Origin of the sequence: Paraneptunicella aestuarii, from assembly GCF_019900845.1 — a bacterium.
Classification (GTDB): Bacteria; Pseudomonadota; Gammaproteobacteria; order Enterobacterales; family Alteromonadaceae; genus Paraneptunicella; species Paraneptunicella aestuarii.
Genome location: NZ_CP074570.1, coordinates 2,470,145 through 2,495,577, shown reverse-complemented (window position 1 = coordinate 2,495,577; position 25,433 = coordinate 2,470,145). Strand labels below are relative to the sequence as shown.

Genomic DNA, 25,433 nt, shown 5'->3' with positions numbered 1-25,433 from the left:
AGCTTCCGTGGTTACCGATCTAAAGTCATTTCGGGGAGTTTTTACCAGTAACGTTTTAAGAAATGTGACTTTGCTGGTAATGACCATCCTGATTATGAACTTTGGCATATTGATTGCTCAATATGTTTTTAACCAAAAAGAAGATCGTCTGGAACGGCTTGGTCGTGAATATTATCTTACGACGGATAACAACATTGTTAAGCTGTTAAAGGATTTGGGTAAAATTCAGGAAAATCATGAAGCCGCAGTGAAGAGGGCTCAGTCAGGGGATGCGGGTGTTGATCTACAGCAGTTAAATTGGGAACTGGTTGAAAATATTAAATATACCGTATCCAGTCGAACCAAATTCATCTTTAAAAGCCAGGAACAATTTAAAGAAAAACGCTTTGACGATATCGTCCAACGATTAAAATCCAGTGCAGAGCAGTTAATGTCGGTGAGCATTAGCCCTTCACAGGTGAATACCCGTCAACTTTATCATCTGGCTTTATTCAATCAGAAGTTAAATGAGTTCGTCATTATTGCCCGCCAATTACAGAGCTTGCATGAGAACGCCTACGCAGACCTGGTACACGAGACTACTGCAACACAGAAGACGCAAGAGTTCGTTATGTATTTGCTCATTATTGGAGCAATTATCACTGGCTTGTTGGTGATGAAGGTGACATATGACCAAATTCGTAAATCGCTATACAAGCAACAAATGGCATTGAATGAGGTTGATAAAATAAACAGTGAGCTGGAATTGCGCATTAATGAGAGAACTCAGGATCTAAAAGGAACCAACGAGCAACTTCAAGCGTCTCTTGACCAGCTCAAGTTAGCTCAAAAACAACTGATTGAATCTGAAAAAATGGCCGCTCTTGGTGGTCTGGTTGCTGGTGTTGCTCATGAAATCAATACGCCTATTGGGGTTGGGGTATCCGCTATTTCGTATTTGTCGATTAAAGAAAAGGAGTATTCCACGCGTTATAAAAATGGGCAGCTCACCAAGGAAGATTTCGATAATTTTTTAACGATTATTCGAGAATCTACGGAAATGGTGCAAGCCAATCTGGAAAGAGCATCACAATTGATCCAAAGTTTTAAACAGGTCAGTGTGGATCAATCTCATGCGCAAGTGCGCAAAATTAATGTGAAACAATATCTGGATGAAATTGCGCTTAGTCTGGCACCTCAATTTAAAACATCGTCGCATCGTTTGGTTATTGAATGTCCTGACGATATTGAACTTTGCATTAATCCCGGCGATTTTTCACAGATTATCAGTAACCTGGTGATTAACTCTATCATGCATGGATTTGTTGGTATAAAAAAAGGTGTGATTAATATCGATGTGTTGAAGGTTAATGACAAGATTGAAATTCATTATCAGGATAATGGCGTCGGTATTCCCAACAGTATTGGTGATAAAATCTTTGAGCCCTTTTTTACCACCAAACGAGATTCGGGAGGCACAGGGCTGGGTATGCATATCGTCTATAACCTGGTCACTCAGTCGCTGGGCGGAACAATTAACCTAAGCAGAGATGGTGTAACTCAGGGAACGCGTTTTATTATCGTGTTACCGGGTAACGCTCCACAAACGATCAAAAAAAGATCTTAGTCTTAACGTTTATTTTTCTTTTTCCTGATTGGGAAAGCATTTTCGATCCATTAATATAGTTTCTTCATACTGATTGAAAGAGCTCATATAGCCTATGAAAAATGTGGTGGTGTTAACGGGGGCGGGTATATCCGCAGACTCTGGATTGAAAACCTTTCGAGACAACGATGGGCTTTGGGAAAATCATCGTGTTGAAGAAGTGGCAACACCAGAAGCTTTTGAAGCCAATCCTGAGCTTGTTTATCGTTTTTACAATGAAAGACGACGCCAGTTGCAGTCAGGTGTAGAGCCTAATGCGGCTCATAAAGCACTGACAGAATTGGAAAATTTTCTGGGTGATCATTTCTTATTAGTTACACAAAATGTTGACGATTTGCACGAAAGAGCTGGAAGCAAGCGTATCCTGCATATGCATGGTGAGTTGTTAAGCGCGTTTTGTTGCCATTCCCGGAAGCGATTCCGCTTACATGATGATATTAATTCAGACAGTCGTTGTACTTGTTGTGAACCACCACAAGCGGTTCGCCCCGACATTGTCTGGTTTGGCGAAATGCCCTATCACATGCAGGAAATTGGAGAGGCGTTACAGGAAGCTGATATTTTTATTTCGATAGGCACATCCGGCAATGTATATCCTGCTGCCGGGTTTGTTCGTGAAGCAAATCATTATGGTGCTCATAGTATTGAATTGAATCTGGAACCGAGTTTGAACGACACGCTGTTTCATGAATCACGTTATGGGCGAGCAGGGGAAATCGTTCCTCAATTTGTTAAGCAATTTATTCTGGAGAATCAGTAAACATGGCGTTGATGCAAAATTATTGGGTCGAGTTTGTCACTATTGCTACGGTTCATTTATTTGCCGTTGCCAGCCCCGGGCCCGATTTTGCCGTTGTATTAAAGCATAGCGTCAGTTTTGGACGCCGAGCTGCCATGATTACCAGTATTGGTATTGGTTTGGGCATTCTGGTTCATGTTACCTATTCATTACTGGGGATTGGATTGTTGATTAAAACGACTCCCTGGTTGTTTCAATTATTTAGCTATTTGGCGGCGGGTTATCTTGTGTATTTGGGGTTAGGCGCTTTGCGCAGCCGCCCTCAACATGCTGGTGGTACTGGTGGAGTTGAGTCAGAGGTCGTGATAAATGATGCTATTTCAGATCGCAGAGCATTTTGGATTGGGTTATTAACGAACGGGCTGAATCCAAAAGCGACACTGTTCTTCTTAACACTGTTTGCTGTGGTCATTTCAGCTCAAACACCCAACAGTGTAAAAGTCATTTATGGCTTGTACTTGGCGTTTGCTACGGGCTTATGGTTTTGTGCCTTGTCTTATTTTTTAAGCTCTCAAAAAGTGCGAGGCTTTATTCGTGAGCAAGGATTCTGGTTTGATCGCATTATGGGGCTAGTGCTCATAGGGTTAGCATTAAAACTGGTTATTAGTGGGATATAGGTTTCCCAGAAGCCCGAGATTAATTCGGGCTTTTTTGTGTGCTGAGCTTACTCTTTTACCTGAGTTGGATAGTTAAATCTGGGGTAAGGAGGATGCTTGTTTTCTTCCAAGGTGTATTTCGATTGCAGGAAGGTGACTAAATCGACTAATTCCTGAACGCGCATGACTTCATTGAAATTAGGCATTTTTGTGTATGGCATTTCATCTGGCCGCTGGGTATAGCGGTTGGATATTTTATGACTTGGGTTAATAACCGAGGTTAATAGATCCGCGTAGGTTTTCACTTTAGTAACTTCACCACCCAATATTACTGGTGTAGACAGCTCATGCTCTTCAATGTTGCTATTGTAGTTTTCCAATACATGGCAAGACATACAGTTATATTTAATGAAAACCTGTTCACCTGCTGCAATGTCTCCGGGCGGGAGGCTAAACCCCCACGGCGCTTCAGCACCTTTATAACAACCAGAAAGTAAAAAACAGGTGATAGCTGCAATAAGTATTGCTTTAACTGACGTATTCATTATTTATGCATCCGTAAATACCCGATAGCTACAGTATGAAATATAAGTCAGTATGTTGCTTGATATTGATCAATATCGTATAAAAAAGCCCCCGAAACGGGGGCAATGGGAACAAACTTCACGACAATTTGAACAAAAACTTGAGTGAAACTAACGTCGAATGTCTACCTCACCGACGCCGACATCAACTTCAATTTCATGTTCCCCGTTACCATGCCATTTTAGAGATTCGCTAACCATGTGTTTTTTATGATTAACTGAGTCAAACCCCTTAAGGTTCACTTCACCGACCCCTGCATCCAGATCAATGAGCGCATAGTTGTCGTCACTCAGTTTCAACTCTACTTCACCCACACCCACGTCAATGTTTAGACTGGTTTGCACATTCTCAATTCGAGCTTCGCCAACGCCCATATCCAAATCCAGGTTAGCATTAACAGGAATACTGATAATCCACTCCTGTGTTGAATCATCCTGATCAATTTGCAAATAGACATGCTTATCTTCAATGCGTTTGGAAAGCTGGGCATCACTGACATCGGTACTGCTAAACCAACCATTATCCTTGCCGGAAACTTCGACATTCAGCTCGATGGTATTGGATGAATGGGTATCAAGAACGAATTCGCCAACCGGAATATTGATATGGATGGTACTGTTGGGGTTGATATTTATTTCTTCTTTAATTCGGATTTTGTTGTTACCCGCGATGGCTTGAGTCGCAAATAATCCGGCAAGAGCAATAACAAGTAATGGCTTACGCATTAGATTTTCTCCTTGTGTACGGTGAGTACGTCATACATGCTTTTCATTGTTGGTTTGAATGGCAAATTAAATGCCATCTATTAACCTTTTGATTAATAAAGAAATTACTTTTCGCTTTGTTTTGCCATTTACTTTAAATCTGCCAATTTGACTAAATTTTAGGATTATTGCTTACAACGGCTGTTTGCAAATGACATGCCTGCTGACTGTAGCCATCACTTAAGTAATTCTGGATAATAGTCGCCGGGGATAACAAAAAGGTTTAAATAACTGTTTTGAAAACACGAGTACGCGTCGGTGGAGACCTAAATACCGCATTAAGAGGAGAGTATCAGGTTGATGTAAACCAGATACTGCAAGAGGGATGGGAGATCACCAAGAAGAGTAAGTCTAATATCCTGAAAGGATTGGCTGTCATTATCATGACATCCTTATTGGTTTCCGGTTTAGTATTAGAGTTGTCTGGTCAGGAAAACTTTCAGGAAATGTCTGAGGGTGATCGATTTTTACTGGATATTATCATTACTGTGTTAGTGGCTCCCATTATTGCTTCTCTTTCCATGATGGGGATTAGTCATAGTGTTGGGGCGATAACCAGGCCGGCCTACATCTTTCATTTTGTGGCTAAGAGTTTGCCAATTATTATGACAACGCTGATCACGACTGCGGTAGTGCATATAGGCTTTGTGTTACTGATTTTGCCGGGTGTATATTTATTTGTAGCTACCGGCTTTGCTATACCCTTGCTGTTGGATAAACAGCTAAGACCTTCGGAATCGGTAATCACATCCATTCGAGTGGTCAATTATCAGTGGTTTGCCTTTGTTAAAATTTACTTGTTTTTTTTGGTGTTGGGCCTATTAAGTATTGTAACGTTCGGGATCGCATTAGTGTGGGTTGCGCCTTACTACTATAATGTGAAAGGTATACTGTATAGAAATGTCTTTGGTGTTGATGTTCATATTCAAACATCCGACGATCAAGAATTGAGAGCTGACGATATATTCCATGCATAAATCGATACGCACAAGAATATGGGTTGGGGCAGTTGTATTTTTAGCTGTTCTGGCGTTTTTTTATCCTTTTGTTGTTCCGCCGCAATCACCAGAAGATATGGCTGTTGCAGCAAAGCGACATCGTATCTCCATGCCCGACTTTTCATCTTTCCATCGTATCAGTGAGAAGAAACAGGCCTTCTTCGGATATTTAAAACCTGAAGTTGAAAAGCAAAATCAGGCCATTTTACTAAAACGTAGTGAACTACTGAGCATTCGCGAGCAAATGCGTCGAGGCGCTACTGTTAGCTCCGCTGATATTGATGATGTGTTAGAGATTTGCGAAGAATATGACGTAGAATGCGAGAAGGTAAACGTCAAGGCACTGAATAAGCTGCTACTTAAAGTCGACATCATACCCTATGAATTGGTCTTGGTTCAGGCCGCCAATGAATCGGCTTGGGGAACTTCTCGATTTGCTCGTCAGGGATATAACTTTTTTGGCTTGTGGTGCTTTCGTAAAGGCTGTGGCTTTGTTCCCCGCCAGAGAGACGATGATTCCAATCATGAAGTGGCAAAATTTTCCAGCCTGGAACACGGGGTATCTCGTTATCTGAATAACTTAAATCGCCATTATGCTTACCGTGAGATGCGTAATATTCGTGCGGCATTGCGCGATACTCAGCAACCTATTACAGCAGAAGCCTTAATCGAAGGGTTGCTTAGTTATTCTGAGCGGGGACAGGCTTATGTTGAAGAATTACAATCAATGATCAGAGTCAATAGGAAGTACATGTGACAAAGTTTAAGTGGTCTTTATTGGTATTGATTACCCTTGTTTTTAGTTTCCCCATTTTAGCCGTACCCGAAAAAAGCAGTGAAAACCCAGACCAACTTATTTTCAGTTATTCTGATTTTTATAGCCACCTACGCAAATTGGATACCGAAGAGCTGGATGCGCTGCAATTCGCTTTTGGGTTTGCCCAGCATCAAAGTAAAAAGCCTTGTGCTATTAAGAATGTCTTTATACACACTCAAAAGCAGGATATTCCGGTAACAGTCGATACTTTGCAACGCTTTACACTACCCAAAGAGAAGGCTTTAAAACTGGCAAATGCCACCGTGAATGTTCAGTTTTCTCCTAATCAGGGCGATTGTGATATGTCGGTGTTGATTCTGGCTAAGCCAAACTGGGAAACGCAAATTTCTTCTGAACAGCTGAATAAAATCGACGGTCAATTCCGAACTTTTTTTAAAGAAGTGGGAAGTTTTCTGTCGTTTTTAATGCCAGAAACCAAGGGCATTCAGTTGCATTACGACATGGCTTCCAGTGTGCCCAACCTGAACAATGCAACAAAACAAGATAAGCGTTTGTTGCTTTCCAAAGATTGGCTTGGTGCGAATACCGAGGCTGTGGAACTAACCCCAGGCTTTGAATATATCAGCGCCTGGGTTGATTAGGTTTGATTATCGCCGCTATCTCCTAATTTAACGAGATAATTTGCACGTCATCATCAAGCTCGGCTTCTTGTGAATAGAGCTGTGATGATGCAGGGAAGTCTGGCGCATCAAATGCAGTATCGCCATCTTCCACCGGAGCGCCCGTCGCTTTGATATCAACAAAGTTATACAGGTTAACATCTGCCAAGTGTGAAGGCGCGACGTTCTGTACCGCTCTGAACATGTTTTCAATGCGTCCCGGGTATTTACGCGCCCACTCTTGTAGCATCATCTTAATAGCTTTGCGTTGCAGATTTTCCTGAGAGCCGCATAAGTTACATGGAATGATAGGGAACTGTTGTGCCTTTGCGTATTTGGTGATGTCTTTTTCCGTACAATAAGCAAGAGGGCGAATGACAACATGTTTGCCGTCATCGCTGACCAGTTTCGGCGGCATGGCTTTAAGCTTTCCGCCATGAAACATATTCAAAAACAGGGTTTCTAAAATATCGTCACGGTGATGGCCTAAAGCGATTTTTGTAGCACCAATTTCTGTTGCTGTACGGTACAAAATACCACGACGTAAACGAGAACAAAGTGAGCAGGTGGTTTTTCCTTCAGGGATCTTGTCTTTTACGATAGCGTAGGTGTTTTCTTCAACTATCTTGTACTCTACACCAATACTTTGTAAGTAAGTGGGCAGGACATCTTCCGGGAAACCCGGTTGTTTTTGATCCAGGTTCACAGCAACGATATCAAAGTGAATAGGTGCATGGCTGCGCAAGAACAATAGAATATCTAACATGGTGTAGCTATCCTTACCACCCGATAAACACACCATGACTTTGTCGCCATCTTCAATCATATTGAAATCAGCAATGGCTTTGCCTGCAAAGCGTCGTAAGCGCTTTTGCAGCTTGTTGAAACTGTACTGTTGCTTTTGAGTCACCTGACAAAAATCCGATACCACATAAAATTGGCGCGCATTATACGTGAGAATAGGGGGAGGATGAATAGCCGGATGGTTAGCGGATATAATTTGTGTGGGTAAGCCCCATGTTGCAGGGCTTACAAAGAATTATTTGATCGTTGGTCTGACGTTTAGCGATCCCGCTTCTCTCGTCCCATTTTGCCATCAACATAATCTTGCCAGTCTTCCTGGGACATTTCTTGGGCATCTTTTTCTGAGATGTCCTTGTCTCCGGCACGATCATTTTTACCACGTTCATAAGGATCTTTGGGAGAGCGAGTATGTCCTTTATATTTATCGATTTGTTCCTGGGTGTGTTTGGGATCTGCCATGGGAAATTCTCCGGATAAGATAACGTATAAATATTAACCATAGACCTGAATGAAGTTTATTCCATCAGGTACGAGTAAAATACTATCGTTTGGTTAATTCGTTACTCTGATTTAGATCAATGGCAAATCATTCAAGAGCGATAATTTCAAAACGAACTTTTCCACAAAGACATGAGCCTTTAAACATGCTTACTCCTGGTTGGCTTACGTTAAAAGAAAAGGGGACAGCAAGTGTCCCCTCAATACAATTCTAAAAAGCAGTTTAGAAATTATAGCTAAACTCGATACCGTACATACGAGGCAAACCTGGGTTAGCAATAGGAGAACCTACAGCCATGGCCTGACCGCCTGTGCCTAGCAGGTATTTCTCGTCAAACAGGTTACGCGCATAAAGTGAAATGTTGTAATCACCTTCTGCCGGGAAGTAAGTTAAACGGAAATTAGCCAGATTATAAGAATCGATCTTATTATCAGGCGTTAAGCCTTCTACCTGGCTGGGGTCATAAGGCAATACAGCTAATTGTGGCCCATCCAAATCCTGTTGGCGTTCGCCGCTATGAGCATAGTCGAAGTGCCATGCAAACTCGCCAATATCCAATTCCATCATGTAATCGAATGCAATGCTGTAGCGCGTTTTAGGCATGCCAGAAATAGGTTCGCCAGTTAAATCGGCAACTGTGCCGCCTTGTGCGATTTCTTCCAATTCCCAAGGGAAGTAACCCCATTTAGTGTACTCAGTGTCGAGATAGCCATAGTTAGCCGAAATCAGGAAGTCATCTGTGGCTTGCCATTTGAATTCAACCTCAGCACCTTGACCTTCTGCATCAACGTTACGCAAATTGTAGGTTGGAACCGTTCCTGCTGGCCCGTCTAACTCGTGGTTTTGCAAGTCGGTATAGTCGTAGCTGAACAAGGCAAGGTTCAAGCGGATCTGGTTGTCCATCCAGGAGGATTTTAATCCGATTTCGATGTTTTCTACCGTTTCTTCATCAACTGGAGGGGCTTCACCCAAAGTGTTAAATCCGCCTGCTTTGAAACCTTCTGAGTAACTTGCGTAAGTCATCAGGTCTTTAGTCCATTGATAATCAAGGACGACGCGCGGTGTTAACTTGCTCCAGGTTGCATTCTGGGTCACATCGGTTGGCACTGCAAAGGCGATACCGATAGGAATGTTGTCATAGCCTTCAAATGGAATAATGATTTCGTTCTGGTATTGCGTGAAGATATCAAAGGTTTTCTCATCGCGCGTGTAACGCAAACCTACGGTTAAATCCAGCTTATCGGTAATAGAGTAGGTGGCGTCTGCATAAGCCGCCCAGCTTTCAACCTCATTATTATTGTAGGTTGATTCTGCGTATGGGCGTCCATAGTTTGCTGCAACAATCAAACCTAATACCTGCTCAGGAGTGAATATAGTCGAAGCCGCAATAGCGCCTAAGGTTTGTGCTGGAATGCGTGTCAGGAAAAGACCCGCCATACCTAAACCAGGCTGAATTGATGGAATCAACGATGGATCAAGACCTGCATTGGTTAACGCAAAACCATCGAAGGTTTGGAATTTAAATCTGGCGTGAGTATCTTGCGCGATGTCTTCCTTAAAGTAAGTCGCGCCCAAAGTCCATTTGAGAGTGTCTGATGCACCCGTTAAGCGGAATTCCTGACTGAACTGATCCTGGTCTTCATCCAGAACACTCACGAAATAGGCTCTGTCAAAGGCGCTTCCGTCATCTTCCATACCGTTGTAACGTGTGAATTCACGATAGGCTGTAATCGACGTGAAAGTCACGTCGCCAAAATGCCAGTTCAACTCGGCAGAAATACCCTTAACGTCACGCGCTTCGTATACGTCATCACCGCCGTCGGTTTCAACCGGGCCGAAAGGATCGCCAAGGCCGTAGCCTGTATTCATTGTGACTGCCGGACGAGAATCTTGATTTAGCTTGGAAATGTCAGCACGAATCACGGCTTCAAAATCCACATATTCAGCAAATAAACTGGCTCGAATACCCCAATCGTGTTCATTACCCAGGTCTTCTCTACCGATGGCGTCTAAATAACCATCGCGATTATTGGAAGTATATGAACCTCGGAACGACCAGTTGTCGTTAATAGGGATGTTAACCAAGCCTTCAAATTTACGTTTGTAGTAGTTACCTAAAGTCACTCGAACGTTACCTTCGTAATCAATAACGGGTGATTTGGTGATAATGTTAACTGCACCAGCAGCAGAGTTACGACCAAATAGCGTACCTTGAGGGCCTTTCAGGATTTCCACGCGCTCCACATCGTTGAAGTTCAGGTTTGACGTACCGCGACGACCGATGTATACACCGTCGATATAAACGGCTACCGCAGGGTCAAGGCCGATACCGAAGTCATTGGTGGTGATGCCACGTACTGTCCAGGTGGTTTGCGTTGCGGTCGCGTTATTTGATTCGAAACCTGAAGTGTATAAGCCTAAATCATTTAAATCTGATGCACCGATTTTACGAATGGCATCTTCCGAGAAAGCGCTGATAGCGATAGGCACTTCTTGAAGGTTTTCGGTACGTTTTTGTGCAGTAACGTTAATAATTTCGATACCGCTATATTCTTGTTTTGCAGAGTCTTGGGCAGGAGCTTGCTCCTGTGCTGACAGACCTCCGGCCAGAGAGCTTAATCCAAACAATATCGCCAGCGACAGCTTACTTGGCTTTAATGTGTGTGTGATGTTCCCGTGATTTGTCATGATGCTTCCAGTTTTTGTGTGTGAATGTAATGAAAATAAGTTGTTATCGAAGCAGCTAGATAAGTACACCGACCAGTGGAAATAATCAACCTAAAATACCGGTTTGAGCCGAAAAGAGACAAGATTATGGTATGTATGGAGAATAAAATAAGCCCTGATGTAAAAACAGGGCTTATAAAATGAATATGTAGAATTAAATGAAGTGTGACGAGAACTAGTTCAACTGCACAGGAGATTCAAAGCCTTCTGGCTTTAACGCCAAAACATCACAGTCCAGCATATCAATAACGTGCTCTGCGGTATTACCAATTAACGCCGCAGAAATACCGACACGTCCGATAGTACCGATGATCACTAATTCTGCGTCGATTTCTTTAGCGACTGCTGGAATAACATCTTCAGGCAAGCCTTCCTTAACGTGGCAGTTTTCCAAAGCAACTTGATGAGTTTGCGCGTGGGAAGTCATGCATTTATCGTGATAGGCTTTTACCGATTCGTTATAGCCTTGAGGGTCGAATTCCGGGATCTCAATGGCAATGTTTACCGGAGTTCCAGGGTAAGAATTCACCAAATGAACGTTTGCTTTCAGTATCGATGCCATATCGTGGGCTGTTTTGGTAACTCGTTTGTTCAAAGACTGATGTGCTTCGTCTTCTGTACCCACATTCACCGCAGCAAGGATCTGACCGTTTGCTGGCCAATCGTGTTCTTTAACTAACAAAACAGAAGCCGGCGCTTTTCTTAACAGGTGCCAATCTGTTGGAGTAAAAATAACTGATTTAAGTGTATCGTGCTTTTGAGTGCCTTTTACTATGAGATCGTGGCCTTGCTCCATACACTCAATAATAATGCCTTCGTAAGGGCGGTTATGCCACGCAACTTTTACATTGATGGGCACATCGGTTTGCTTCTGATGGGCATCAACAATACTGGTAAGCCAATCCACTTTGTCGTCGATCATGGCTTGTCGCATGACTTCTCTTTCGTCAACGGAAAGCATGGTCGTCATTTCATAGGAAAAGTCATAAATGGTAAGGAAGGCGGTAATGCTTCCACCTGTTTTTTCTGCCAGCTCAATCGCTCTATCCAGCGATTTTTGTTTTTGAATTGTAGGATCTATAACGGCCAGAATTTTTTGGAAGTTACCCATTTCTATCCACCTTGGTAATAAGAGAGTTACAACTAAAAGTTACATTAACATAATGGTTTAGCTTGACCATATAGGCAAGTTTTTGACTTGTTTGAGATCAAACTAACTCTTTTCAATACATTTTATTGCTGATTTTCTAATCTCACACTCGTTTTATTAGAGGAAAATAGCAGGGAGTAAAAAGCGGGATACAAAAAAGCTGCTAAAAATAGCAGCCTTTAAATGTGGCTTGATTATAAAACTTAAAATCAACGAATTATTGCAGAGTCACCGAGCAGGTATTGCGCTGTGAACCCATTCTTTCTTCCAGTTTGGGATGATTAACAATGCTGATTAATTTGCCATTTACTTCGATCAAATTTTCTTTTTGGAATCGCGTTAGCAAACGACTGATCGTTTCAACCGTTAATCCTAAATAGTTTCCGATTTCGCCACGAGTCATGGTGAGCCGGAATTCGTTAGCGGAGAAGCCACGATCATGGAAACGATTCGACAAACTCTTAATAAAGTAAGCTAAACGCTCTTCAGCAGTACGTTTGTTCAACAGCATAAACATTTCCTGATCATGATGAATTTCATTACTCATCAAGCGCATGATTTGCTGTCTTAATTTAGGAAATTCACCGGAAAGATCGTCCAGTGTCTGGTAGGGGATTTCACATACCATCGACGTTTCCAGCGCTTGAGCAAAGCTTTGGTGTTTTAACTCCAGCAAGCCATCAAACCCAATAATCTCACCCGGTAGATGAAAAGCGGTGATTTGCTCTTCACCATCTTGAGACACGGTAAATGTTTTAAATGACCCTGAACGAACGGCATACAATGCTTTTAGCCCATCACCAGCGGTGAATAGACGCTCATTTTTCTGAATAGGACGTTTACGCTGGATAATATCGTCTAGCTTGCTTAACTCTTTCGAATTGAGATTGAAAGGCAAGCATAGCTGACTGAAACTACAATTTTGACAATGAATAGAAGAACTCGGGTGACCGGCCATGCTTTGTTCCTGTGTTAGTTCAAGGGGTACTATAGAATATCTGGCAAGGATTTGGAAATACTATAAATTCCGAATAAGCAAATTAAAACTGCCATTATTTGTTTGGTTTGAGGGCGTTCCATCATTTTTGCCAGGCTTTTTCCCGATAATGCTAACAGGATTACTGAGGGTAAAGTTCCTATACCAAAGAACATCATGGTTAATGCCCCATCAAGCCATGCTTCACTCGCTAAACTCCAGGTTAACGCTGAATAAACCAATCCACAGGGGAGCCAGCCCCAAACAATGCCGTAAGGTAAGGCATAGATAGGAGATTTAAAAGGAACGAAACGTTTCCCTATGGGGCTGATATGTTTCCAAAGTTTTCCGCCCGCCTTTTCCAGATAACTGAGAATGCGCCACCAGCCGCCAATGTAAGCCGCGACAAGGATCAGAAATACGCCACTAAGAAGGTTTAACCAGACAATGCCATTTTGTATTTGATGCGAGAATATACTGCCAAAGGTTCCAGTAATTGCGCCAGCGAGTGTGTAGCTGCTGATCCTGCCGATATTATAGGTGGCGATAAAAGGCAGCTTGTTTTTCTCTTTTGGGATCGCAAAGCTCAGACCTGCGACGACACCGCCGCACATCGACACACAATGAACACTGCCAGCGAGGCCAATTAAAAAAGCGGCTATCAGATCAACGTGCATGATTGGAAGAAGAGGAAGGTTGCTGAGAGTTTTCTTCGCTGACAGAGCCCTCATGTACAGACGGTTCCTCTTTCTCTGCTTGGCTATGATGATTATTTACTGAGGTAGGAGCTTCTTTTGATGCATGATCCTGCTTAATGTCCTCATCAAATAATATGTTGTATCCCTGCCTATCAAGATCATTAAACTGATCGCTCTTTACTGCCCAAAAGAAAACCACAATGGCGATGGCTACAATGAGAATCGCTAATGGAATTAATACGTAAATAATACTCATACTGTTTCTCTGGGCGTTTCTTTTGTTTCTGACATGAGTGGATTGTTGTCAGAACTCTGTACATTAGCAATGTCGGGAATATTAACAGAAAGAAGTCGGGTAGAGTTATAGACAACAATGATAGAACTCAGTGACATGCCGATGACGGCCATCCAGGGCGTTAAAAAACCGATCATGGCGAGGGGTAATACCGATGTGTTGTAACCCAATGCCCAGAGAATATTGGTGCGGATAGTATTGCGCGTTTTTTGAGCGATACGAAATAACGCGATTAATTTGCTAATGTTGCCGCCCAGCATAATGACATCCGCTGCATTTTTGGCGAGATCCGAAGCGCCTGATGCGGCTACGGAAATATCTGCCTGTGCTAAAACAGGGCCATCATTAATGCCGTCGCCTACCATTAACACGCGTTTGCCTTGAGCTTGTAATGACTTGATATAATCCAGCTTGTCTTCAGGGCGACATTCTGCTTTCCATTCTGCGATATTCAATTCTTCGGCAATGTTGGCTACGTTTGCTCTGTTGTCACCACTTAATATCACTGGTTGTAAATGACGAATGGTATCAATAAAGGCGAGGACTCCTTCGCTTAATTTATCTCGCAGTTCAAAGCTGGCAATCAGTTTACCTTCGCATTCAAGAAAGACGTTGGCTTCTTTGTGTGTATGAGGCTGTTCCAGGGTAGAGGAGTTAAAAATATAGTTTGCAGAGCCAATCTTATAGTGTTTACCTGCAATAACCCCTTCAACACCTTTACCTACGTGGTTTTTACTCTGTTCGACTTTTTCTATGTTCTGTGCCGTAAAGGCTTTGGCGATAGGGTGTTCGGAGCAGGCTTCCAAACTGGTCGCAATACTTAACACCAGATCGTCATTTAAATCGCTGTAATTTTTCCAATGGAACAGGCTGAATTTGCCTTCGGTTAATGTGCCGGTTTTATCAAAAACAACCGTGTCGATTTGATTAAGGTTTTCCAGAAAATCGGCAGATTTCAGGATCAAATTAAACTGCTTGAGCTTGGCCATTGCGGCGGTCAATGCACTGGGCGTTGCGAGCCCCAAGGCACAAGGGCAGGTGGCAACCAGCACGGCAACGGCATACATTAAGGCATGTTCGTCTTGCAGGGTTGACCAATACAGGAATGTGCCTGTTGCAAACAATAAAACCGCGTAAACAAAGAACTTAGCGAGCTTATCGGCGAAAATGGCAATTCTGGGTTTTTCTCCCAAAGCCAGCTCTTGAAGGCGACTAATATGCCTCACTGCGGAGTTTTGTAAGCTATGTGTGACTTCGACTTCTAACACACTACCTTGATTGACTGTTCCGCCATAAACCGTATCACCAACGTTTTTTAGTTCCGGTTGGAACTCACCGGTGAGCATGGATTCATCGACATGGCTTTGCCCTTGAACCACTTTGCCATCGACTGGCAGCATTTCTCCCGGTTTGGTTCTAACGATCTGTCCCGGTTTTAACGTTTTAGCTAAACATTGCTGTTCAATACCGTCAATAAGAAGCCGGGCGGTAACAGGCATGTGTTTATTGCTGTTAGCTGCCATCATTGCGGCTTTACGTCGGCTTAAATGTTCTAAAAAGCGGCTTATGAGCAGCAAGAAAATAAACATACAGACGGATTCAAAATAGACTGCGCCATGATCTTGAACAGTGGCATACGCACTTGAGGAGAAAATGATCAGGATAGCCAGGCTAATGGGCACATCCATATTCACTTGGCGTGCTGAAAGCGCATTGAGGGCACTGACAAAAAATTCAGAGCCTGAGTAAACAACAACAGGCACGGTGAGAATGAGGCTTATCCAGTGGAAATAGGTTTGCGTTTCGGCGTCTATGTCTCCGAAAATACCGAAATACAGGCCGAAAGCGAACATCATGACTTGCATGGAAAGCAAGCCAGACAAACCGAGCTTTTTAAGAAAACGTTTGGTTTCGGTTTTATAGTTTTCTTCAAAAGCGTCAGGTTGAAAAGGACGTGCCTGATAACCAATTTCTGCAATACATTCCAGTATTCTACTTAGCGGTAGCTGGCTTTTCTGCCAGACAACGGTTGCACGGTTGGCACTGACATCAACGCCAATACGTAGAACGCCGTTGAGCTGTAATACCTGCTTTTCAATGAGCCAGGCGCAGGCTGCACACTTCATACCTTCAATGGTGAGCTGGATTGTACTGGTATCGCCTTCATCCAATACCAGTTCGTCGCGCAGAACAGGGTTGTCGTACAACTGTAACTGGCTGACTAATTCGTCTTCATCTGAGGCTTTTTCTGCTGGTTCGGAGCGGAAGCGATAATAGTCTTCCAGCCCATTGTCTACCACAGCTTGAGCCACGGCTTGGCATCCCGGGCAGCAAAATGATTCGTCGTGTCCAAGAATACTCACCTTGAACTTCTGATCAGCAGGTAAGGGTTGAGCGCAGTGAAAACAGGTATGGCTATCTGGATGCATTGTTCGTTGCTAGTCTAATGGACGGCTAGGGGATTAATTTAATTGTGCCACTTTGAGGAAGACCAATCGTTTCCTGAATTTTCCATTCCTTGTGATGTGGCCATAAGGTGATTTGCCATTTTCCTTGCAAGGGCTCGCTTAAACTGGCTTCGTAGACCCCTTGGAGATTACGGGTCAGTAGAACATTAACGTCTTTCTCTTCCTGTGTTGAATGATAAAACTCTAGCATTAATGCGGCTTTATCTTCAGGCTCCGCATGAATGAACGTTAATTGCACTTTATCGGGTGACACTTTGAGCTCAGCTTCAATGCCTAACTCTTTGGCATGACGCAATTTTTCAATATTGATGTTAATTGCTTTGCCTTCTTTGTAGTAATCGTCCCGTACCAGACTGTTTTCGGTGGTGGTTGCCAATACCAGCATAAGTATGCCTAAGGCTACGGAAAGAACTGGCATGGTAATAAGAAACCAGGGCCAGAATTGTTTATGCCAAGGCAATTTGTCGTTGTCTTTGAACATGGATGCTACTTGTTGTTCCTTAAGGAAATGCTGTGTTCTAGAGGTACATAATCAAAGCCCCGGTAAATGCCGGGGCTTTAAGAACAGATTTTATTGTTCTTGTGAGAGGCTGTAAATATACGATGCTAGAACGTGTACTTTGTCTTCGCCTAAACGGTCTTTAAACGCAGGCATAACACCAGCACGACCATTTGTAACACTTTCTGTCACCGCTTTTTCACTTGCGCCGTATAACCAGATGTTGTCGGTCAGGTTTGGTGCGCCAAGAGCTTGATTACCTTTAGCATCCATACCGTGACAACCGGCACAAACTGCGAAACGGGCTTTACCTTTTTCTTGCAGGTCTTCATCAACAGAACGTCCGCTTAAGCTTAGTGCATAAGCAACAACTTCTTTAACACCTTGCTCGCCAAACGATGCCCATGAAGGCATGTTGCCGTGACGTCCATGCAAAATGGTTTCCTTGATTTTGTCAGGTGTACCACCATACAACCAGTCATTGTCGGTCAGGTTAGGGAAGCCGCGTTGACCGCGAGCGTCTGAACCATGACACTGAGAACAGTTCTGCAAGAACAAACGCTGGCCTACTTTCATGGCTTCCGGATCGTTAATCAAATCCGTTGTTGGCTTAGCTGCATAGGCTTTGAAAATAGGGTCAAAGCGTTCTTCTGCCATTCTCATTTCACGGTCATACTGAACCAGTTTGCCGTTTTTGCTGGCTTCTTCAACCGCTGCTTTAGATTCAGCCATCGACAATACGCCCTGATTCGAACTCTTCCAGCCTAACAAGCCTTCAAAATTACCTAAACCTGGGTAGAGTGCCAGATAAACCAAAGCCCAAACCGACGTTGCGTAGAACATGATTGTCCACCAACGCGGCAACTGGTTGTTAATTTCAACGATACCATCAAATTCATGATGCATATCGTCACCTTCTTTTACGCCTGTTTTGTTTTTCAAGCACCAGCGCAATAATAGGAAGCAACCCATTATTGTACCCAAGCTGATTATGCTGATCCAAATGCTCCAAAAACTACTCATTTTAACGATGACTCCCGTTTATACTCGGCTGAAGCCTTATTATCTTGTTCGTCGTCAAAAACCAGATTGGCTGCTTCGTCAAAGCCTTTCTGGGATTTTTTGCTAAACGCCCAAATAACAATCCCAATAAAAAATACCAATACCAGCACTGTGAAAATGCTACCGACTATGCCGTAGTCCATCATTTCAGTGCAGTTCCCAAAGATTGCAGATATGAAATAAGCGCTTCCATTTCAGTTTTACCTGCAACAGCTTTCTGGGCACCTTCAATGTCTTCTTTCGTGTAAGGAACACCGAAGGACTGAAAGACTTCCATTTTCTTGGCGGTATGTTTGCCATCCAGCTTGTTTTCTAACAACCATGGATAGGCTGGCATATTGGATTCTGGTACTACAGCTCTTGGGTTGGTTAAATGAACTCTGTGCCAATCATCACTATAACGACCACCTACTCGAGCCAGATCCGGACCTGTACGTTTGGAACCCCACAAGAAAGGATGTTCCCATACAGATTCACCGGCGACTGAGTAGTGACCATAACGCTCAGTTTCCGCTCTGAATGGACGGATCATCTGACTATGGCAACCCACACAGCCTTCGCGAATATAAATATCGCGGCCTTCCAATTGCAGGGCTGAGTAAGGCTTAAGGCCATCAACAGGTGTCATGGTTTGTTGTTGATACATTAGTGGAGCAATCTCAACCATGGCACCGAAGCTGATAGCAATCAAAATGAATATAGCGAGTAGGCCAGTATTCTTTTCTACTATTTCATGTACGTTTTTCATGTGCTTCTCCTTATGCCGGCTGTGCTTCTAATTCTTTGTTTTCCGCTTCTGCTTTTGGAGCAGCAATAGTGCGGTAAACGTTATAGGCCATGACAAACATACCTACAACGATGAAGCAGCCACCCAGAAAGCGCATGAAGTAGTAAGGCATTGAAGCTTCAACACTTTCTACAAAGCTATAGGTGAGTGTTCCGTCAGCATTCACTGCGCGCCACATCAAACCTTGCATGATACCGGATATCCACATGGCAACGATGTACAGTACAACGCCAATAGTGGTTAACCAGAAATGAACGTTAATCAGACGAACGCTATGCATTTGTGCTTGACCGAACAAAATAGGGATTAGGTGGTAAATAGAACCAATTGAAACCATGGCTACCCAACCTAAAGCTCCTGAGTGAACGTGACCAATGGTCCAGTCTGTGTAGTGAGAAAGTGCGTTTACTGTCTTGATTGACATCATCGGGCCTTCAAAGGTAGACATACCATAGAAAGACAGGGATACAATCAGGAAGCGCAAAATAGGGTCTGAACGTAGTTTGTGCCAAGCGCCAGATAGCGTCATGATACCGTTGATCATGCCACCCCAGGATGGAACAAACAGAATAATTGACATTACCATGCCTAAAGACTGAGTCCAGTCAGGCAATGCTGTGTAATGTAAATGGTGAGGGCCTGCCCAGATATAAAGAGAAATCAAAGCCCAAAAGTGAATAACCGATAAGCGATAGGAGTAAACCGGACGACCAGCTTGCTTGGGTACGAAGTAGTACATCATGCCCAGGAAACCTGCTGTCAGGAAGAAGCCTACAGCATTGTGCCCGTACCACCATTGCATCATGGCATCTACCGCACCCGCATAAATTGAGTAGGACTTGGTAAATGAAACCGGAATCGCCATGCTGTTACCGATATGCAGCACTGCGACTGTTACGATAAACGCACCAAAAAACCAGTTTGCAACGTAAATATGGGACACTTTACGAATCACCAACGTAGCAAAGAAGTTAATCAGATAAGCAATCCAAACCACCGCAATTAGAATATCAATTGGCCATTCCAGTTCTGCATATTCTTTTGATGTGGTGTATCCCAGTGGCAACGATAATGCAGCACAAAGAATTACTGCTTGCCATCCCCAGAAAGTGAAAGAAGCTAACTTGTCACTAAATATGCGGGTTTGACACGTTCGTTGCACAACATAGTAAGAGGTTGCGAACAGGGCACAGCCACCAAATGCAAAAATTACCGCGTTGGTGTGCAACGGCCTTAAACGTGAGTAGGTTAACCAAGGGGTATTAAAGTTTAGCTCGGGCCAAATTAACTGTGCCGCAAGCAAAACACCAACTGTCATTCCGACAATTCCCCATATCACAGTCATGACTGCGAATTGTCTAACTATTTTATAGTTATAGTCTGGGAGTGTGTGACTCGTTTCACTCATTTTCGGGATTCTTCCACTTGTTACTAATATTTTATGCGGTTGACTCCGTAGCACCATAAGCGATAGCTACGTACTACTGTTAAAAATGTTTAAACTGCCATTTCTTGTTAAACTGGTTTAATTAACCAGTTAATAAAGCATAGACATACTTTAAAAAAAAAGTAGTCAAATATGCACCAAAGCCGCTAAACAAATTCGCGCCGATAATACGGTTTTTCTTACTAAATTAACAGCGACTTATGAATTAACTTGATCTTGATCAATTAATAGAATTATTTGAATCAACAATGAATTTAGAAGAGATTAATACTTGTGCAAATTCGCAATTATCTTCCGGTATTTTTATTGCTCATGACTCTCGTTTTTATTGGAGTATGGAATAAGCTGGTTATTCCTGAGCATGATAATGCGCTGAGTCCTACGGAAACAGTGTGTTTGGACGGGGATGCATGTTTGAATAAAGCTCGTTTACAGATTGCTTTTTCGCCTGATCCCGTGGTTGTTGAAGCTGAAATCAGGGTTAAATTGTATCTTTCTGATGGATGGAATTTAAAAAAAGCGTGGGTTGAAGGTGTAAATATGTATATGGGGAAATCACCTTTAATTATCGAGGATATTCATCATCAAAATAAAGAAATTACCGCAATAATGTTTCTTGGGAGTTGTAGTGAACCAAAAATGCATTGGCGAATAACAACAGAATGGCAAGCTGATAAAGATGCATTAGGGTTATCTGCTAACCAAACTGTTATTTCGACTTACGATTTTTTTACAAATCGTTAATTAAATAATGCAATTTATTTACATTTGCGATTGCAAATAATTGTTTAAACCAATGCGCTTAATTAAGCCAAGTTGTTTTTCCAGCCAATAAGCATGATCCATTTCCGTATCTTCAATTAATGTGTGGAGCATATTTCGAGTAACGTAATCCTGCTCTTGTTCACATAATGCGATGGTATCTTTAAGCAAGGTATCAACCAGATATTCTACTTTTAGATCGTTCTCCAGCATAGAAGGGACGTCTTTGCCAATCATTAGTGGATCACGCTGACTCATATCAGGCGTACCTTCCAAAAACAAAATACGCTCAATTAATAATGAAGCATGTTGTTTTTCATCGTCGAACTCATGATCAATGCGCTCATATAATTTATTGAGTCCCCAATCCTGATACATTCTGGAATGAATAAAATACTGATCCATCGCTGTTAGCTCATTGCGGAGTAATGTATTTAATGCATCAATCACTTTTTGTTTGCCTTGCATGATATTAATCCTCTAGTTGAGCTTGCAGGTAAGTTTCAATTCCCATTTTATCAATTTGATAAAATTGCGTTTCCAGCCAATCAATATGCTCTTCTTCTTTATCCAGTAATTCCACAAGCAATTCACGAGTAACAAAGTCTTTTTCTTGTTCACAAGTCATGATTGCCTGTTTAATTTTCGGTAATTGAGCTACTTCGAAATCATAATCACACTTCAGCATTTCCTCCGTGTGTTCACCAATCTGCAACTTGCCTAAATTCTGTAGATTGGGAAGTCCTTCTAAAAACAGAATTCGCTCCATTAATTTATCGGCTTGCTTCATATCAAGAATGGATTTCTTGTAGCAAACATCATTGAGCTTGCCTAATCCCCAATTTTTATACATGCGTGCGTGTAGGAAAAACTGGTTTATAGATGTTAATTCCTGGGTAAGCACTTCATTTAGGAGCGTAATGATGCTCGTATTGCCTTGCATAGTGATGTCGCTCAAGTCTGTTAGTTAGTAATCGTAGAGAAGTGTAGTCGCAAAATTGATTTAGATCAAAGAAAAACCGATAAAAAACAATGAGATAACAACAATAATGATTCTTGTTTAGACCATTGTTATCAATTCGTTTTTGATTTGGGTAATATTTACTATGTTTTACTCTCAAATATTCCCAATTCAGTTTATGCTTATCCTTTATTTATTAGTTAGTTGCAGGTTTGAGTTGCCAGGATGATCAAGAAATTGCTGATCGCAGCATTGTTGATAGCTTTAGGATATGGTGCCGCTATCTTTTTCCCTTTACCCAGTGATATAGCCGATCAGGTGAAGGAACCTGTAAATGCGCTTATCATTAAAATGAAAGGGGGGGCAGAAACGGCTGAGCAGGATATTCAGGAAGAAACACAACAAGCCTCTTCTGATATTCAACAGGTAACTGCTGACGGACAAACTCCAGGAGCTCAAACGGACGAGCAAGCGCAAGCTACTCAGGCACAGCCAGAAGAGGATGATGCCGATTATTTCACACAGGCGGATTTGTTACGTAACCCTACCAAGCCAGCCTCTACTACTATCTATTTCGGTACATTTTTAAATGATGCGTTAGCCGATTCAGAAATCAAAAGCCTCGAACTGGATCCTAAACTGGTACAAAAATTCAAATTCAAAACGCCAACCAATAAAAAAGTTACATTGATCACTATAGGTAAGTATGACGATGAAGGAAAAGCATATAGTGAAAAATTGCGTTTAGAGTCCAGGTATGACCTAAATCTTCAAATCGTTCGTTTTCCAGAGAAAGAAGAAGAGAAAAAGGACGAAAAAACAGAGTTGGTGAAGAAATTGGTAGAGGCTATTTCAGAGCAAAGCGAAAGCCCCCCGGCAGAACCTAAAAAGTAGCACTTCTTCATTCTTTAATATTTTAAACGGCCTTTAAGTGGATGATCATTTTGCCAGCCTGCCTGTGCTTGGCTGTTTACAAAGTAAACGTTTACGCATGCCGAGCCTCGGCTACCAAAATAAAAAGCGGCATCGGAATCGAGCTTGTTTTTACTGATATACCAATAAGCTTCCTTATAGGCTAGAGACTTTGATTTTACTATGTATACGCAGAGATCAGCCTGTCCTTTATGTTGCGTGATATGTATAACTCGACGAGCTTCATTGCGGTTAAATGTTTGAAATACACGCACAAAAATACCCACTAAATTTAAAATAGTGTTTGAAATATAAGTAAATTGAATCTATTGTCGATGTATCGTTGATATCTTTTTGCTCTCGTATAAGGATACTCTTAGTTAATTTGTCAGGGGTTAAATGACTGTTGCTGATAATCGTTTAGGGCGAAATCCGGTTCGATTGATCGGAATAAATGCGCCGTTTGAACCAGCCATACAATTTGGCCGGGAATACGGTAGTGCTACTGATCCTCGATCAGCTGTTAACGCTGCCTGGGGTATTGAGTACAATGGCAGAGCAACAGACGAGGGCGCTAGCATAAAAGAACCTCTACCGGCTCGAGAGCAGTCCATTCTTGCTCATCAGCTTTCACCACATCTCCAAAGCCAACTGCGTGGCGGATTACGTCCAATTGAAAATAAGGGGCGTAATCATTTTCAGCCGCGTCCGGAGCTGGATTCCGTCCACCTTGGTGCGGCAATTGCGACGCAACCGAAGCCAAGTAGCACAGTAAGCCCGGTTGTCCATACGTTGGGTGGAATGGTACTGCGCACAGTTCGTGGTGATTACAACTTCCAGTTGTAAGTGTTGCCCGTTTTTCCAATGTTCTATTAGCCATTATCATCATGCTGGCATTCCTGTATTTTCAGGAATTAAGTTCTTCATCATGAAAAAGTAGCTGGCTCCCGGAATAAAACCGGTAAACTCATTAGCTATTTCAAAACCGAGCTTAAGATAAAACTCATAGTTATGCAGAGTGCTGGTTTCCAGCATAATGGCATTTGCGCCCATGGATAAAGACAGCTCTTCTGCTGATTGCATTAACGCTTGTCCCAAACCTAAACCTCTAAGTTCAGGCTCTACCCAAAGTGAATACAGTTTGGCTATGTTCCAACGACGTTGTAATTGCAAACCACCAACTAATTGCTCTTGCTCATCGAACAGGTTGATATAACCTTCATATTCCAGAGCATGGAAACCAAGCTGTTGCGTTTCCAAATTGGCAATTTTTGCTTCAATGGGATGTTCGCGTTTACCCAACGGTGCCATTCCTGTTTCCAGCAGGAAGTTGCCAGCTTGAGTAGGGATCTCAAAGCTGCGTACTTCGTACTCTGGTAGTTGAATGTCGTTGGGTTGTTGCATTGCGTTAACCTGTCTGTTTCCTTACCTGATGCTTAGCGTTTTTGTTGTTTTGGATCTAACTCAAGACCAAGCAAATCAAAGATATTGAGTTGTCCCTGATACTGTACAAACAGCTCCTGATATAACTCAGCCGTATTTAATTGCCCCCATTCAATGGCCTTGTAAACCAGATAGGGTACTGGGCTATGGGGGTCGTCCATTGCCAGATATTCGGCCGCTTCTGCCAGTCGAGCATAAGCATCCATCCGGTTTTTAATTGGGCCAGAACCATTACCACCACCGCCTTGCAGGTCATTGATTGCAGCTGCGGTTGAGCTTTCTTCTGGTTGAGATGCATTATTGGTTTCTCCCGCGCGATGTTTTACATGGCTATACAAAGTTTCGTAAATCTCTTGTAGCAAGGTTCGAAAAGCGAGAAGAGAAGGGGCTTCATCAGCACAGAGCTTATCCAGCAACTTGGAATAATTATCAATTGCACTCAGTGCCTGGTCGATGTCTTTAAACAAGCGTTTATAAAATTCGATAGGCGTTGCAATAATTGCGGTGACAATACTATTGGTTTGCACGTAGTCTTTGGCCAGCGCTTTTTTCTGATCGGCTGGAAGCTGCTCGAAATGCGCAGCCATTTCCCAATCTGCCCAAGTGAAAATCTGTTCATTACGGGTAAACGTGAGCGGAAGCAATTTGATTACGGGTTGAAGTTTGTCATTTACCCATGCGATCAAATTTGTTCGATAATCAAGATCATTCTCATCTTCGATTTGTGGATACAAACCATCCCAAAAGTTTTCTGTTAACTGATGCAACAGATGAAAACAAGGGCCAATGGCAGAGAAACCATTCTGATGGATCATCGCTTCCATTAACCAGATCGCAATTTGCAGGTCTTTGCTCTTGTTGCTTAATGCATCAAGCGCCAAACGCTTTACTTCTTCCCAGTCTGCCGTGTTTAAGTCGTGTTCCCACTGTCCCATCGGTACACTGGGATCATCAGCAGTACGCGCCGCGTTGATAGCAGAATACACGCCATTATATTTCAGGTTTGAACCATAACGGTTCTCTTTATCAATATCCTGCAATAGCGATTCAATCGGTACACCAACCAACTGTTCAAACTGTTTCTCTAATACACTTATTTCTGTACTCATGGTCGTACCT

29 protein-coding genes are annotated in these 25,433 nt (G+C 42.6%); 9 read left to right on the top strand and 20 right to left on the bottom strand.

Features of this window, described 5'->3' with window-relative positions; all coding sequences use genetic code 11:
* The first annotated feature begins 7 nt into the window (after nt 1-7).
* The 3 genes from KIH87_RS10190 (at nt 8) to KIH87_RS10180 (ending at nt 3,061) form a co-directional block, all read left to right on the top strand.
* Entirely contained in the window at nt 8-1,606 is a 1,599-nt protein-coding gene (locus KIH87_RS10190) for a sensor histidine kinase (protein ID WP_232357786.1), read from the top strand.
* 94 nt (nt 1,607-1,700) lie between these two features.
* Nucleotides 1,701-2,405, top strand: a complete 705-nt coding sequence (gene cobB, locus KIH87_RS10185; RefSeq protein WP_232357785.1) for a Sir2 family NAD+-dependent deacetylase — start codon at nt 1,701-1,703, stop codon at nt 2,403-2,405.
* 11 nt (nt 2,406-2,416) lie between these two features.
* Nucleotides 2,417-3,061, top strand: coding sequence for a LysE family translocator (locus KIH87_RS10180; protein WP_232361461.1), 645 nt, complete (start codon nt 2,417-2,419; stop codon nt 3,059-3,061).
* 47 nt (nt 3,062-3,108) lie between these two features.
* Here the strand turns inward: KIH87_RS10180 and KIH87_RS10175 are convergent, their stop codons facing one another.
* Together KIH87_RS10175 and KIH87_RS10170 are read right to left on the bottom strand one after the other, a co-directional pair.
* A complete protein-coding gene (locus KIH87_RS10175; RefSeq protein ID WP_232357784.1) occupies nt 3,109-3,585 on the bottom strand; it encodes a c-type cytochrome in 477 nt (158 codons plus the stop codon).
* A 150-nt stretch (nt 3,586-3,735) separates the two neighbouring features.
* A complete protein-coding gene (locus KIH87_RS10170; protein WP_232357783.1) occupies nt 3,736-4,350 on the bottom strand; it encodes a hypothetical protein in 615 nt (204 codons plus the stop codon).
* 275 nt (nt 4,351-4,625) lie between these two features.
* On the opposite strand from KIH87_RS10170, the gene KIH87_RS10165 reads away from it, so the two are divergent.
* From KIH87_RS10165 to KIH87_RS10155, 3 genes are read left to right on the top strand one after another with little or no spacing between them, the layout of a single operon-like run.
* The gene (locus tag KIH87_RS10165) at nt 4,626-5,366 is read left to right on the top strand and encodes a DUF975 family protein (RefSeq protein ID WP_232357782.1); all 741 of its coding nucleotides are present in this window, start codon (nt 4,626-4,628) and stop codon (nt 5,364-5,366) included.
* The gene (locus tag KIH87_RS10160; RefSeq protein WP_232357781.1) at nt 5,359-6,144 is read left to right on the top strand and encodes a glucosaminidase domain-containing protein; all 786 of its coding nucleotides are present in this window, start codon (nt 5,359-5,361) and stop codon (nt 6,142-6,144) included. Before KIH87_RS10165 ends, KIH87_RS10160 begins: the two co-directional genes overlap by 8 nt.
* Complete coding sequence (locus KIH87_RS10155; RefSeq protein WP_232357780.1) at nt 6,141-6,806, top strand: DUF2987 domain-containing protein; 666 nt, start codon at nt 6,141-6,143, stop codon at nt 6,804-6,806. Before KIH87_RS10160 ends, KIH87_RS10155 begins: the two co-directional genes overlap by 4 nt.
* Nucleotides 6,807-6,828: 22 nt before the next feature.
* Here the strand turns inward: KIH87_RS10155 and ttcA are convergent, their stop codons facing one another.
* From ttcA to ccoN, 13 genes are all read right to left on the bottom strand, one after another.
* The gene (ttcA, locus tag KIH87_RS10150) at nt 6,829-7,734 is read right to left on the bottom strand and encodes a tRNA 2-thiocytidine(32) synthetase TtcA (RefSeq protein WP_232357779.1); all 906 of its coding nucleotides are present in this window, start codon (nt 7,732-7,734) and stop codon (nt 6,829-6,831) included.
* Between the two features lie 152 nt (nt 7,735-7,886).
* Nucleotides 7,887-8,087 (bottom strand): hypothetical protein, encoded by a 201-nt coding sequence (locus tag KIH87_RS10145; RefSeq protein WP_232357778.1) that lies wholly within the window; start codon nt 8,085-8,087, stop codon nt 7,887-7,889.
* Nucleotides 8,088-8,349: 262 nt separating this feature from the next.
* On the bottom strand, nt 8,350-10,815 hold the full coding sequence (locus KIH87_RS10140) for a TonB-dependent receptor (RefSeq protein ID WP_232357777.1): 2,466 nt from the start codon (nt 10,813-10,815) through the stop codon (nt 8,350-8,352).
* Between the two features lie 214 nt (nt 10,816-11,029).
* A complete protein-coding gene (gene uspE / locus KIH87_RS10135) occupies nt 11,030-11,965 on the bottom strand; it encodes a universal stress protein UspE (RefSeq protein WP_232357776.1) in 936 nt (311 codons plus the stop codon).
* Between the two features lie 256 nt (nt 11,966-12,221).
* Complete coding sequence (fnr, locus tag KIH87_RS10130) at nt 12,222-12,962, bottom strand: fumarate/nitrate reduction transcriptional regulator Fnr (protein WP_232357775.1); 741 nt, start codon at nt 12,960-12,962, stop codon at nt 12,222-12,224.
* A gap of 29 nt (nt 12,963-12,991) precedes the next feature.
* The gene (locus tag KIH87_RS10125; RefSeq protein ID WP_332460714.1) at nt 12,992-13,657 is read right to left on the bottom strand and encodes a sulfite exporter TauE/SafE family protein; all 666 of its coding nucleotides are present in this window, start codon (nt 13,655-13,657) and stop codon (nt 12,992-12,994) included.
* Nucleotides 13,647-13,934, bottom strand: a complete 288-nt coding sequence (ccoS, locus tag KIH87_RS10120) for a cbb3-type cytochrome oxidase assembly protein CcoS (protein ID WP_232357774.1) — start codon at nt 13,932-13,934, stop codon at nt 13,647-13,649. Before ccoS ends, KIH87_RS10125 begins: the two co-directional genes overlap by 11 nt.
* Nucleotides 13,931-16,402 carry a heavy metal translocating P-type ATPase gene (locus KIH87_RS10115; protein WP_232357773.1) on the bottom strand — a complete coding sequence of 824 codons (2,472 nt, stop codon included), beginning with the start codon at nt 16,400-16,402 and terminating at the stop codon, nt 13,931-13,933. Before KIH87_RS10115 ends, ccoS begins: the two co-directional genes overlap by 4 nt.
* A gap of 25 nt (nt 16,403-16,427) precedes the next feature.
* Nucleotides 16,428-16,922: a FixH family protein gene (locus tag KIH87_RS10110; RefSeq protein WP_232357772.1), complete on the bottom strand. Its 495-nt coding sequence runs from the start codon at nt 16,920-16,922 to the stop codon at nt 16,428-16,430.
* A 90-nt stretch (nt 16,923-17,012) separates the two neighbouring features.
* Entirely contained in the window at nt 17,013-17,963 is a 951-nt protein-coding gene (gene ccoP, locus KIH87_RS10105) for a cytochrome-c oxidase, cbb3-type subunit III (RefSeq protein ID WP_232357771.1), read from the bottom strand.
* Nucleotides 17,960-18,145, bottom strand: coding sequence for a cbb3-type cytochrome oxidase subunit 3 (locus tag KIH87_RS10100; RefSeq protein WP_232361459.1), 186 nt, complete (start codon nt 18,143-18,145; stop codon nt 17,960-17,962). The genes ccoP and KIH87_RS10100 overlap by 4 nt, the downstream gene beginning before the upstream one ends.
* Nucleotides 18,145-18,750 carry a cytochrome-c oxidase, cbb3-type subunit II gene (gene ccoO / locus KIH87_RS10095; RefSeq protein ID WP_232357770.1) on the bottom strand — a complete coding sequence of 202 codons (606 nt, stop codon included), beginning with the start codon at nt 18,748-18,750 and terminating at the stop codon, nt 18,145-18,147. Before ccoO ends, KIH87_RS10100 begins: the two co-directional genes overlap by 1 nt.
* 10 nt (nt 18,751-18,760) lie before the next feature.
* Nucleotides 18,761-20,197 carry a cytochrome-c oxidase, cbb3-type subunit I gene (gene ccoN, locus KIH87_RS10090; RefSeq protein ID WP_232357769.1) on the bottom strand — a complete coding sequence of 479 codons (1,437 nt, stop codon included), beginning with the start codon at nt 20,195-20,197 and terminating at the stop codon, nt 18,761-18,763.
* A gap of 312 nt (nt 20,198-20,509) precedes the next feature.
* Here ccoN and KIH87_RS10085 point away from each other — a divergent pair, with 312 nt between their 5' ends.
* Nucleotides 20,510-20,980 (top strand): hypothetical protein, encoded by a 471-nt coding sequence (locus KIH87_RS10085; protein ID WP_232357768.1) that lies wholly within the window; start codon nt 20,510-20,512, stop codon nt 20,978-20,980.
* An 18-nt stretch (nt 20,981-20,998) separates the two neighbouring features.
* Here KIH87_RS10085 and bfr (KIH87_RS10080) read toward each other — a convergent pair whose 3' ends face one another.
* The gene (gene bfr / locus KIH87_RS10080) at nt 20,999-21,466 is read right to left on the bottom strand and encodes a bacterioferritin (protein WP_232357767.1); all 468 of its coding nucleotides are present in this window, start codon (nt 21,464-21,466) and stop codon (nt 20,999-21,001) included.
* Between the two features lie 4 nt (nt 21,467-21,470).
* Nucleotides 21,471-21,941: a bacterioferritin gene (gene bfr / locus KIH87_RS10075; RefSeq protein WP_232357766.1), complete on the bottom strand. Its 471-nt coding sequence runs from the start codon at nt 21,939-21,941 to the stop codon at nt 21,471-21,473.
* A 243-nt stretch (nt 21,942-22,184) separates the two neighbouring features.
* On the opposite strand from bfr (KIH87_RS10075), the gene KIH87_RS10070 reads away from it, so the two are divergent.
* Nucleotides 22,185-22,853 carry a hypothetical protein gene (locus KIH87_RS10070; RefSeq protein ID WP_232357765.1) on the top strand — a complete coding sequence of 223 codons (669 nt, stop codon included), beginning with the start codon at nt 22,185-22,187 and terminating at the stop codon, nt 22,851-22,853.
* Nucleotides 22,854-22,867: 14 nt separating this feature from the next.
* Here KIH87_RS10070 and KIH87_RS10065 read toward each other — a convergent pair whose 3' ends face one another.
* Nucleotides 22,868-23,146 carry a DUF6150 family protein gene (locus KIH87_RS10065; RefSeq protein ID WP_232357764.1) on the bottom strand — a complete coding sequence of 93 codons (279 nt, stop codon included), beginning with the start codon at nt 23,144-23,146 and terminating at the stop codon, nt 22,868-22,870.
* Between the two features lie 124 nt (nt 23,147-23,270).
* Between KIH87_RS10065 and KIH87_RS10060 the strand changes: the two genes are divergently transcribed.
* On the top strand, nt 23,271-23,717 hold the full coding sequence (locus KIH87_RS10060; protein WP_232357763.1) for a hypothetical protein: 447 nt from the start codon (nt 23,271-23,273) through the stop codon (nt 23,715-23,717).
* Between the two features lie 39 nt (nt 23,718-23,756).
* Here the strand turns inward: KIH87_RS10060 and KIH87_RS10055 are convergent, their stop codons facing one another.
* Complete coding sequence (locus KIH87_RS10055; protein WP_232357762.1) at nt 23,757-24,275, bottom strand: GNAT family N-acetyltransferase; 519 nt, start codon at nt 24,273-24,275, stop codon at nt 23,757-23,759.
* A 32-nt stretch (nt 24,276-24,307) separates the two neighbouring features.
* Nucleotides 24,308-25,423, bottom strand: coding sequence for a type VI secretion system protein TssA (gene tssA, locus KIH87_RS10050; protein ID WP_232357761.1), 1,116 nt, complete (start codon nt 25,421-25,423; stop codon nt 24,308-24,310).
* Between the last annotated feature and the right edge of the window lie 10 nt (nt 25,424-25,433).

What these genes read in the sequence shown, in the direction of transcription:
- ccoP (WP_232357771.1), bottom strand. Translation starts at nt 17,963, where the DNA reads ATGAGTAGTTTTTGGAGCATTTGGATCAGCATAATCAGCTTGGGTACA.
- KIH87_RS10115 (WP_232357773.1), bottom strand. Translation starts at nt 16,402, where the DNA reads ATGCATCCAGATAGCCATACCTGTTTTCACTGCGCTCAACCCTTACCT.
- KIH87_RS10175 (WP_232357784.1), bottom strand. Translation starts at nt 3,585, where the DNA reads ATGAATACGTCAGTTAAAGCAATACTTATTGCAGCTATCACCTGTTTT.
- KIH87_RS10070 (WP_232357765.1), top strand. Translation starts at nt 22,185, where the DNA reads ATGATCAAGAAATTGCTGATCGCAGCATTGTTGATAGCTTTAGGATAT.
- KIH87_RS10100 (WP_232361459.1), bottom strand. Translation starts at nt 18,145, where the DNA reads ATGGACTACGGCATAGTCGGTAGCATTTTCACAGTGCTGGTATTGGTA.
- KIH87_RS10060 (WP_232357763.1), top strand. Translation starts at nt 23,271, where the DNA reads ATGACTGTTGCTGATAATCGTTTAGGGCGAAATCCGGTTCGATTGATC.
- KIH87_RS10110 (WP_232357772.1), bottom strand. Translation starts at nt 16,922, where the DNA reads ATGTTCAAAGACAACGACAAATTGCCTTGGCATAAACAATTCTGGCCC.
- KIH87_RS10055 (WP_232357762.1), bottom strand. Translation starts at nt 24,275, where the DNA reads ATGCAACAACCCAACGACATTCAACTACCAGAGTACGAAGTACGCAGC.
- KIH87_RS10140 (WP_232357777.1), bottom strand. Translation starts at nt 10,815, where the DNA reads ATGACAAATCACGGGAACATCACACACACATTAAAGCCAAGTAAGCTG.
- KIH87_RS10160 (WP_232357781.1), top strand. Translation starts at nt 5,359, where the DNA reads ATGCATAAATCGATACGCACAAGAATATGGGTTGGGGCAGTTGTATTT.
- tssA (WP_232357761.1), bottom strand. Translation starts at nt 25,423, where the DNA reads ATGAGTACAGAAATAAGTGTATTAGAGAAACAGTTTGAACAGTTGGTT.
- KIH87_RS10170 (WP_232357783.1), bottom strand. Translation starts at nt 4,350, where the DNA reads ATGCGTAAGCCATTACTTGTTATTGCTCTTGCCGGATTATTTGCGACT.
- bfr (WP_232357767.1), bottom strand. Translation starts at nt 21,466, where the DNA reads ATGCAAGGCAAACAAAAAGTGATTGATGCATTAAATACATTACTCCGC.
- cobB (WP_232357785.1), top strand. Translation starts at nt 1,701, where the DNA reads ATGAAAAATGTGGTGGTGTTAACGGGGGCGGGTATATCCGCAGACTCT.
- ccoN (WP_232357769.1), bottom strand. Translation starts at nt 20,197, where the DNA reads ATGAGTGAAACGAGTCACACACTCCCAGACTATAACTATAAAATAGTT.
- ccoO (WP_232357770.1), bottom strand. Translation starts at nt 18,750, where the DNA reads ATGAAAAACGTACATGAAATAGTAGAAAAGAATACTGGCCTACTCGCT.
- bfr (WP_232357766.1), bottom strand. Translation starts at nt 21,941, where the DNA reads ATGCAAGGCAATACGAGCATCATTACGCTCCTAAATGAAGTGCTTACC.
- fnr (WP_232357775.1), bottom strand. Translation starts at nt 12,962, where the DNA reads ATGGCCGGTCACCCGAGTTCTTCTATTCATTGTCAAAATTGTAGTTTC.
- ccoS (WP_232357774.1), bottom strand. Translation starts at nt 13,934, where the DNA reads ATGAGTATTATTTACGTATTAATTCCATTAGCGATTCTCATTGTAGCC.
- KIH87_RS10145 (WP_232357778.1), bottom strand. Translation starts at nt 8,087, where the DNA reads ATGGCAGATCCCAAACACACCCAGGAACAAATCGATAAATATAAAGGA.
- KIH87_RS10180 (WP_232361461.1), top strand. Translation starts at nt 2,417, where the DNA reads ATGCAAAATTATTGGGTCGAGTTTGTCACTATTGCTACGGTTCATTTA.
- KIH87_RS10125 (WP_332460714.1), bottom strand. Translation starts at nt 13,657, where the DNA reads ATGCACGTTGATCTGATAGCCGCTTTTTTAATTGGCCTCGCTGGCAGT.
- uspE (WP_232357776.1), bottom strand. Translation starts at nt 11,965, where the DNA reads ATGGGTAACTTCCAAAAAATTCTGGCCGTTATAGATCCTACAATTCAA.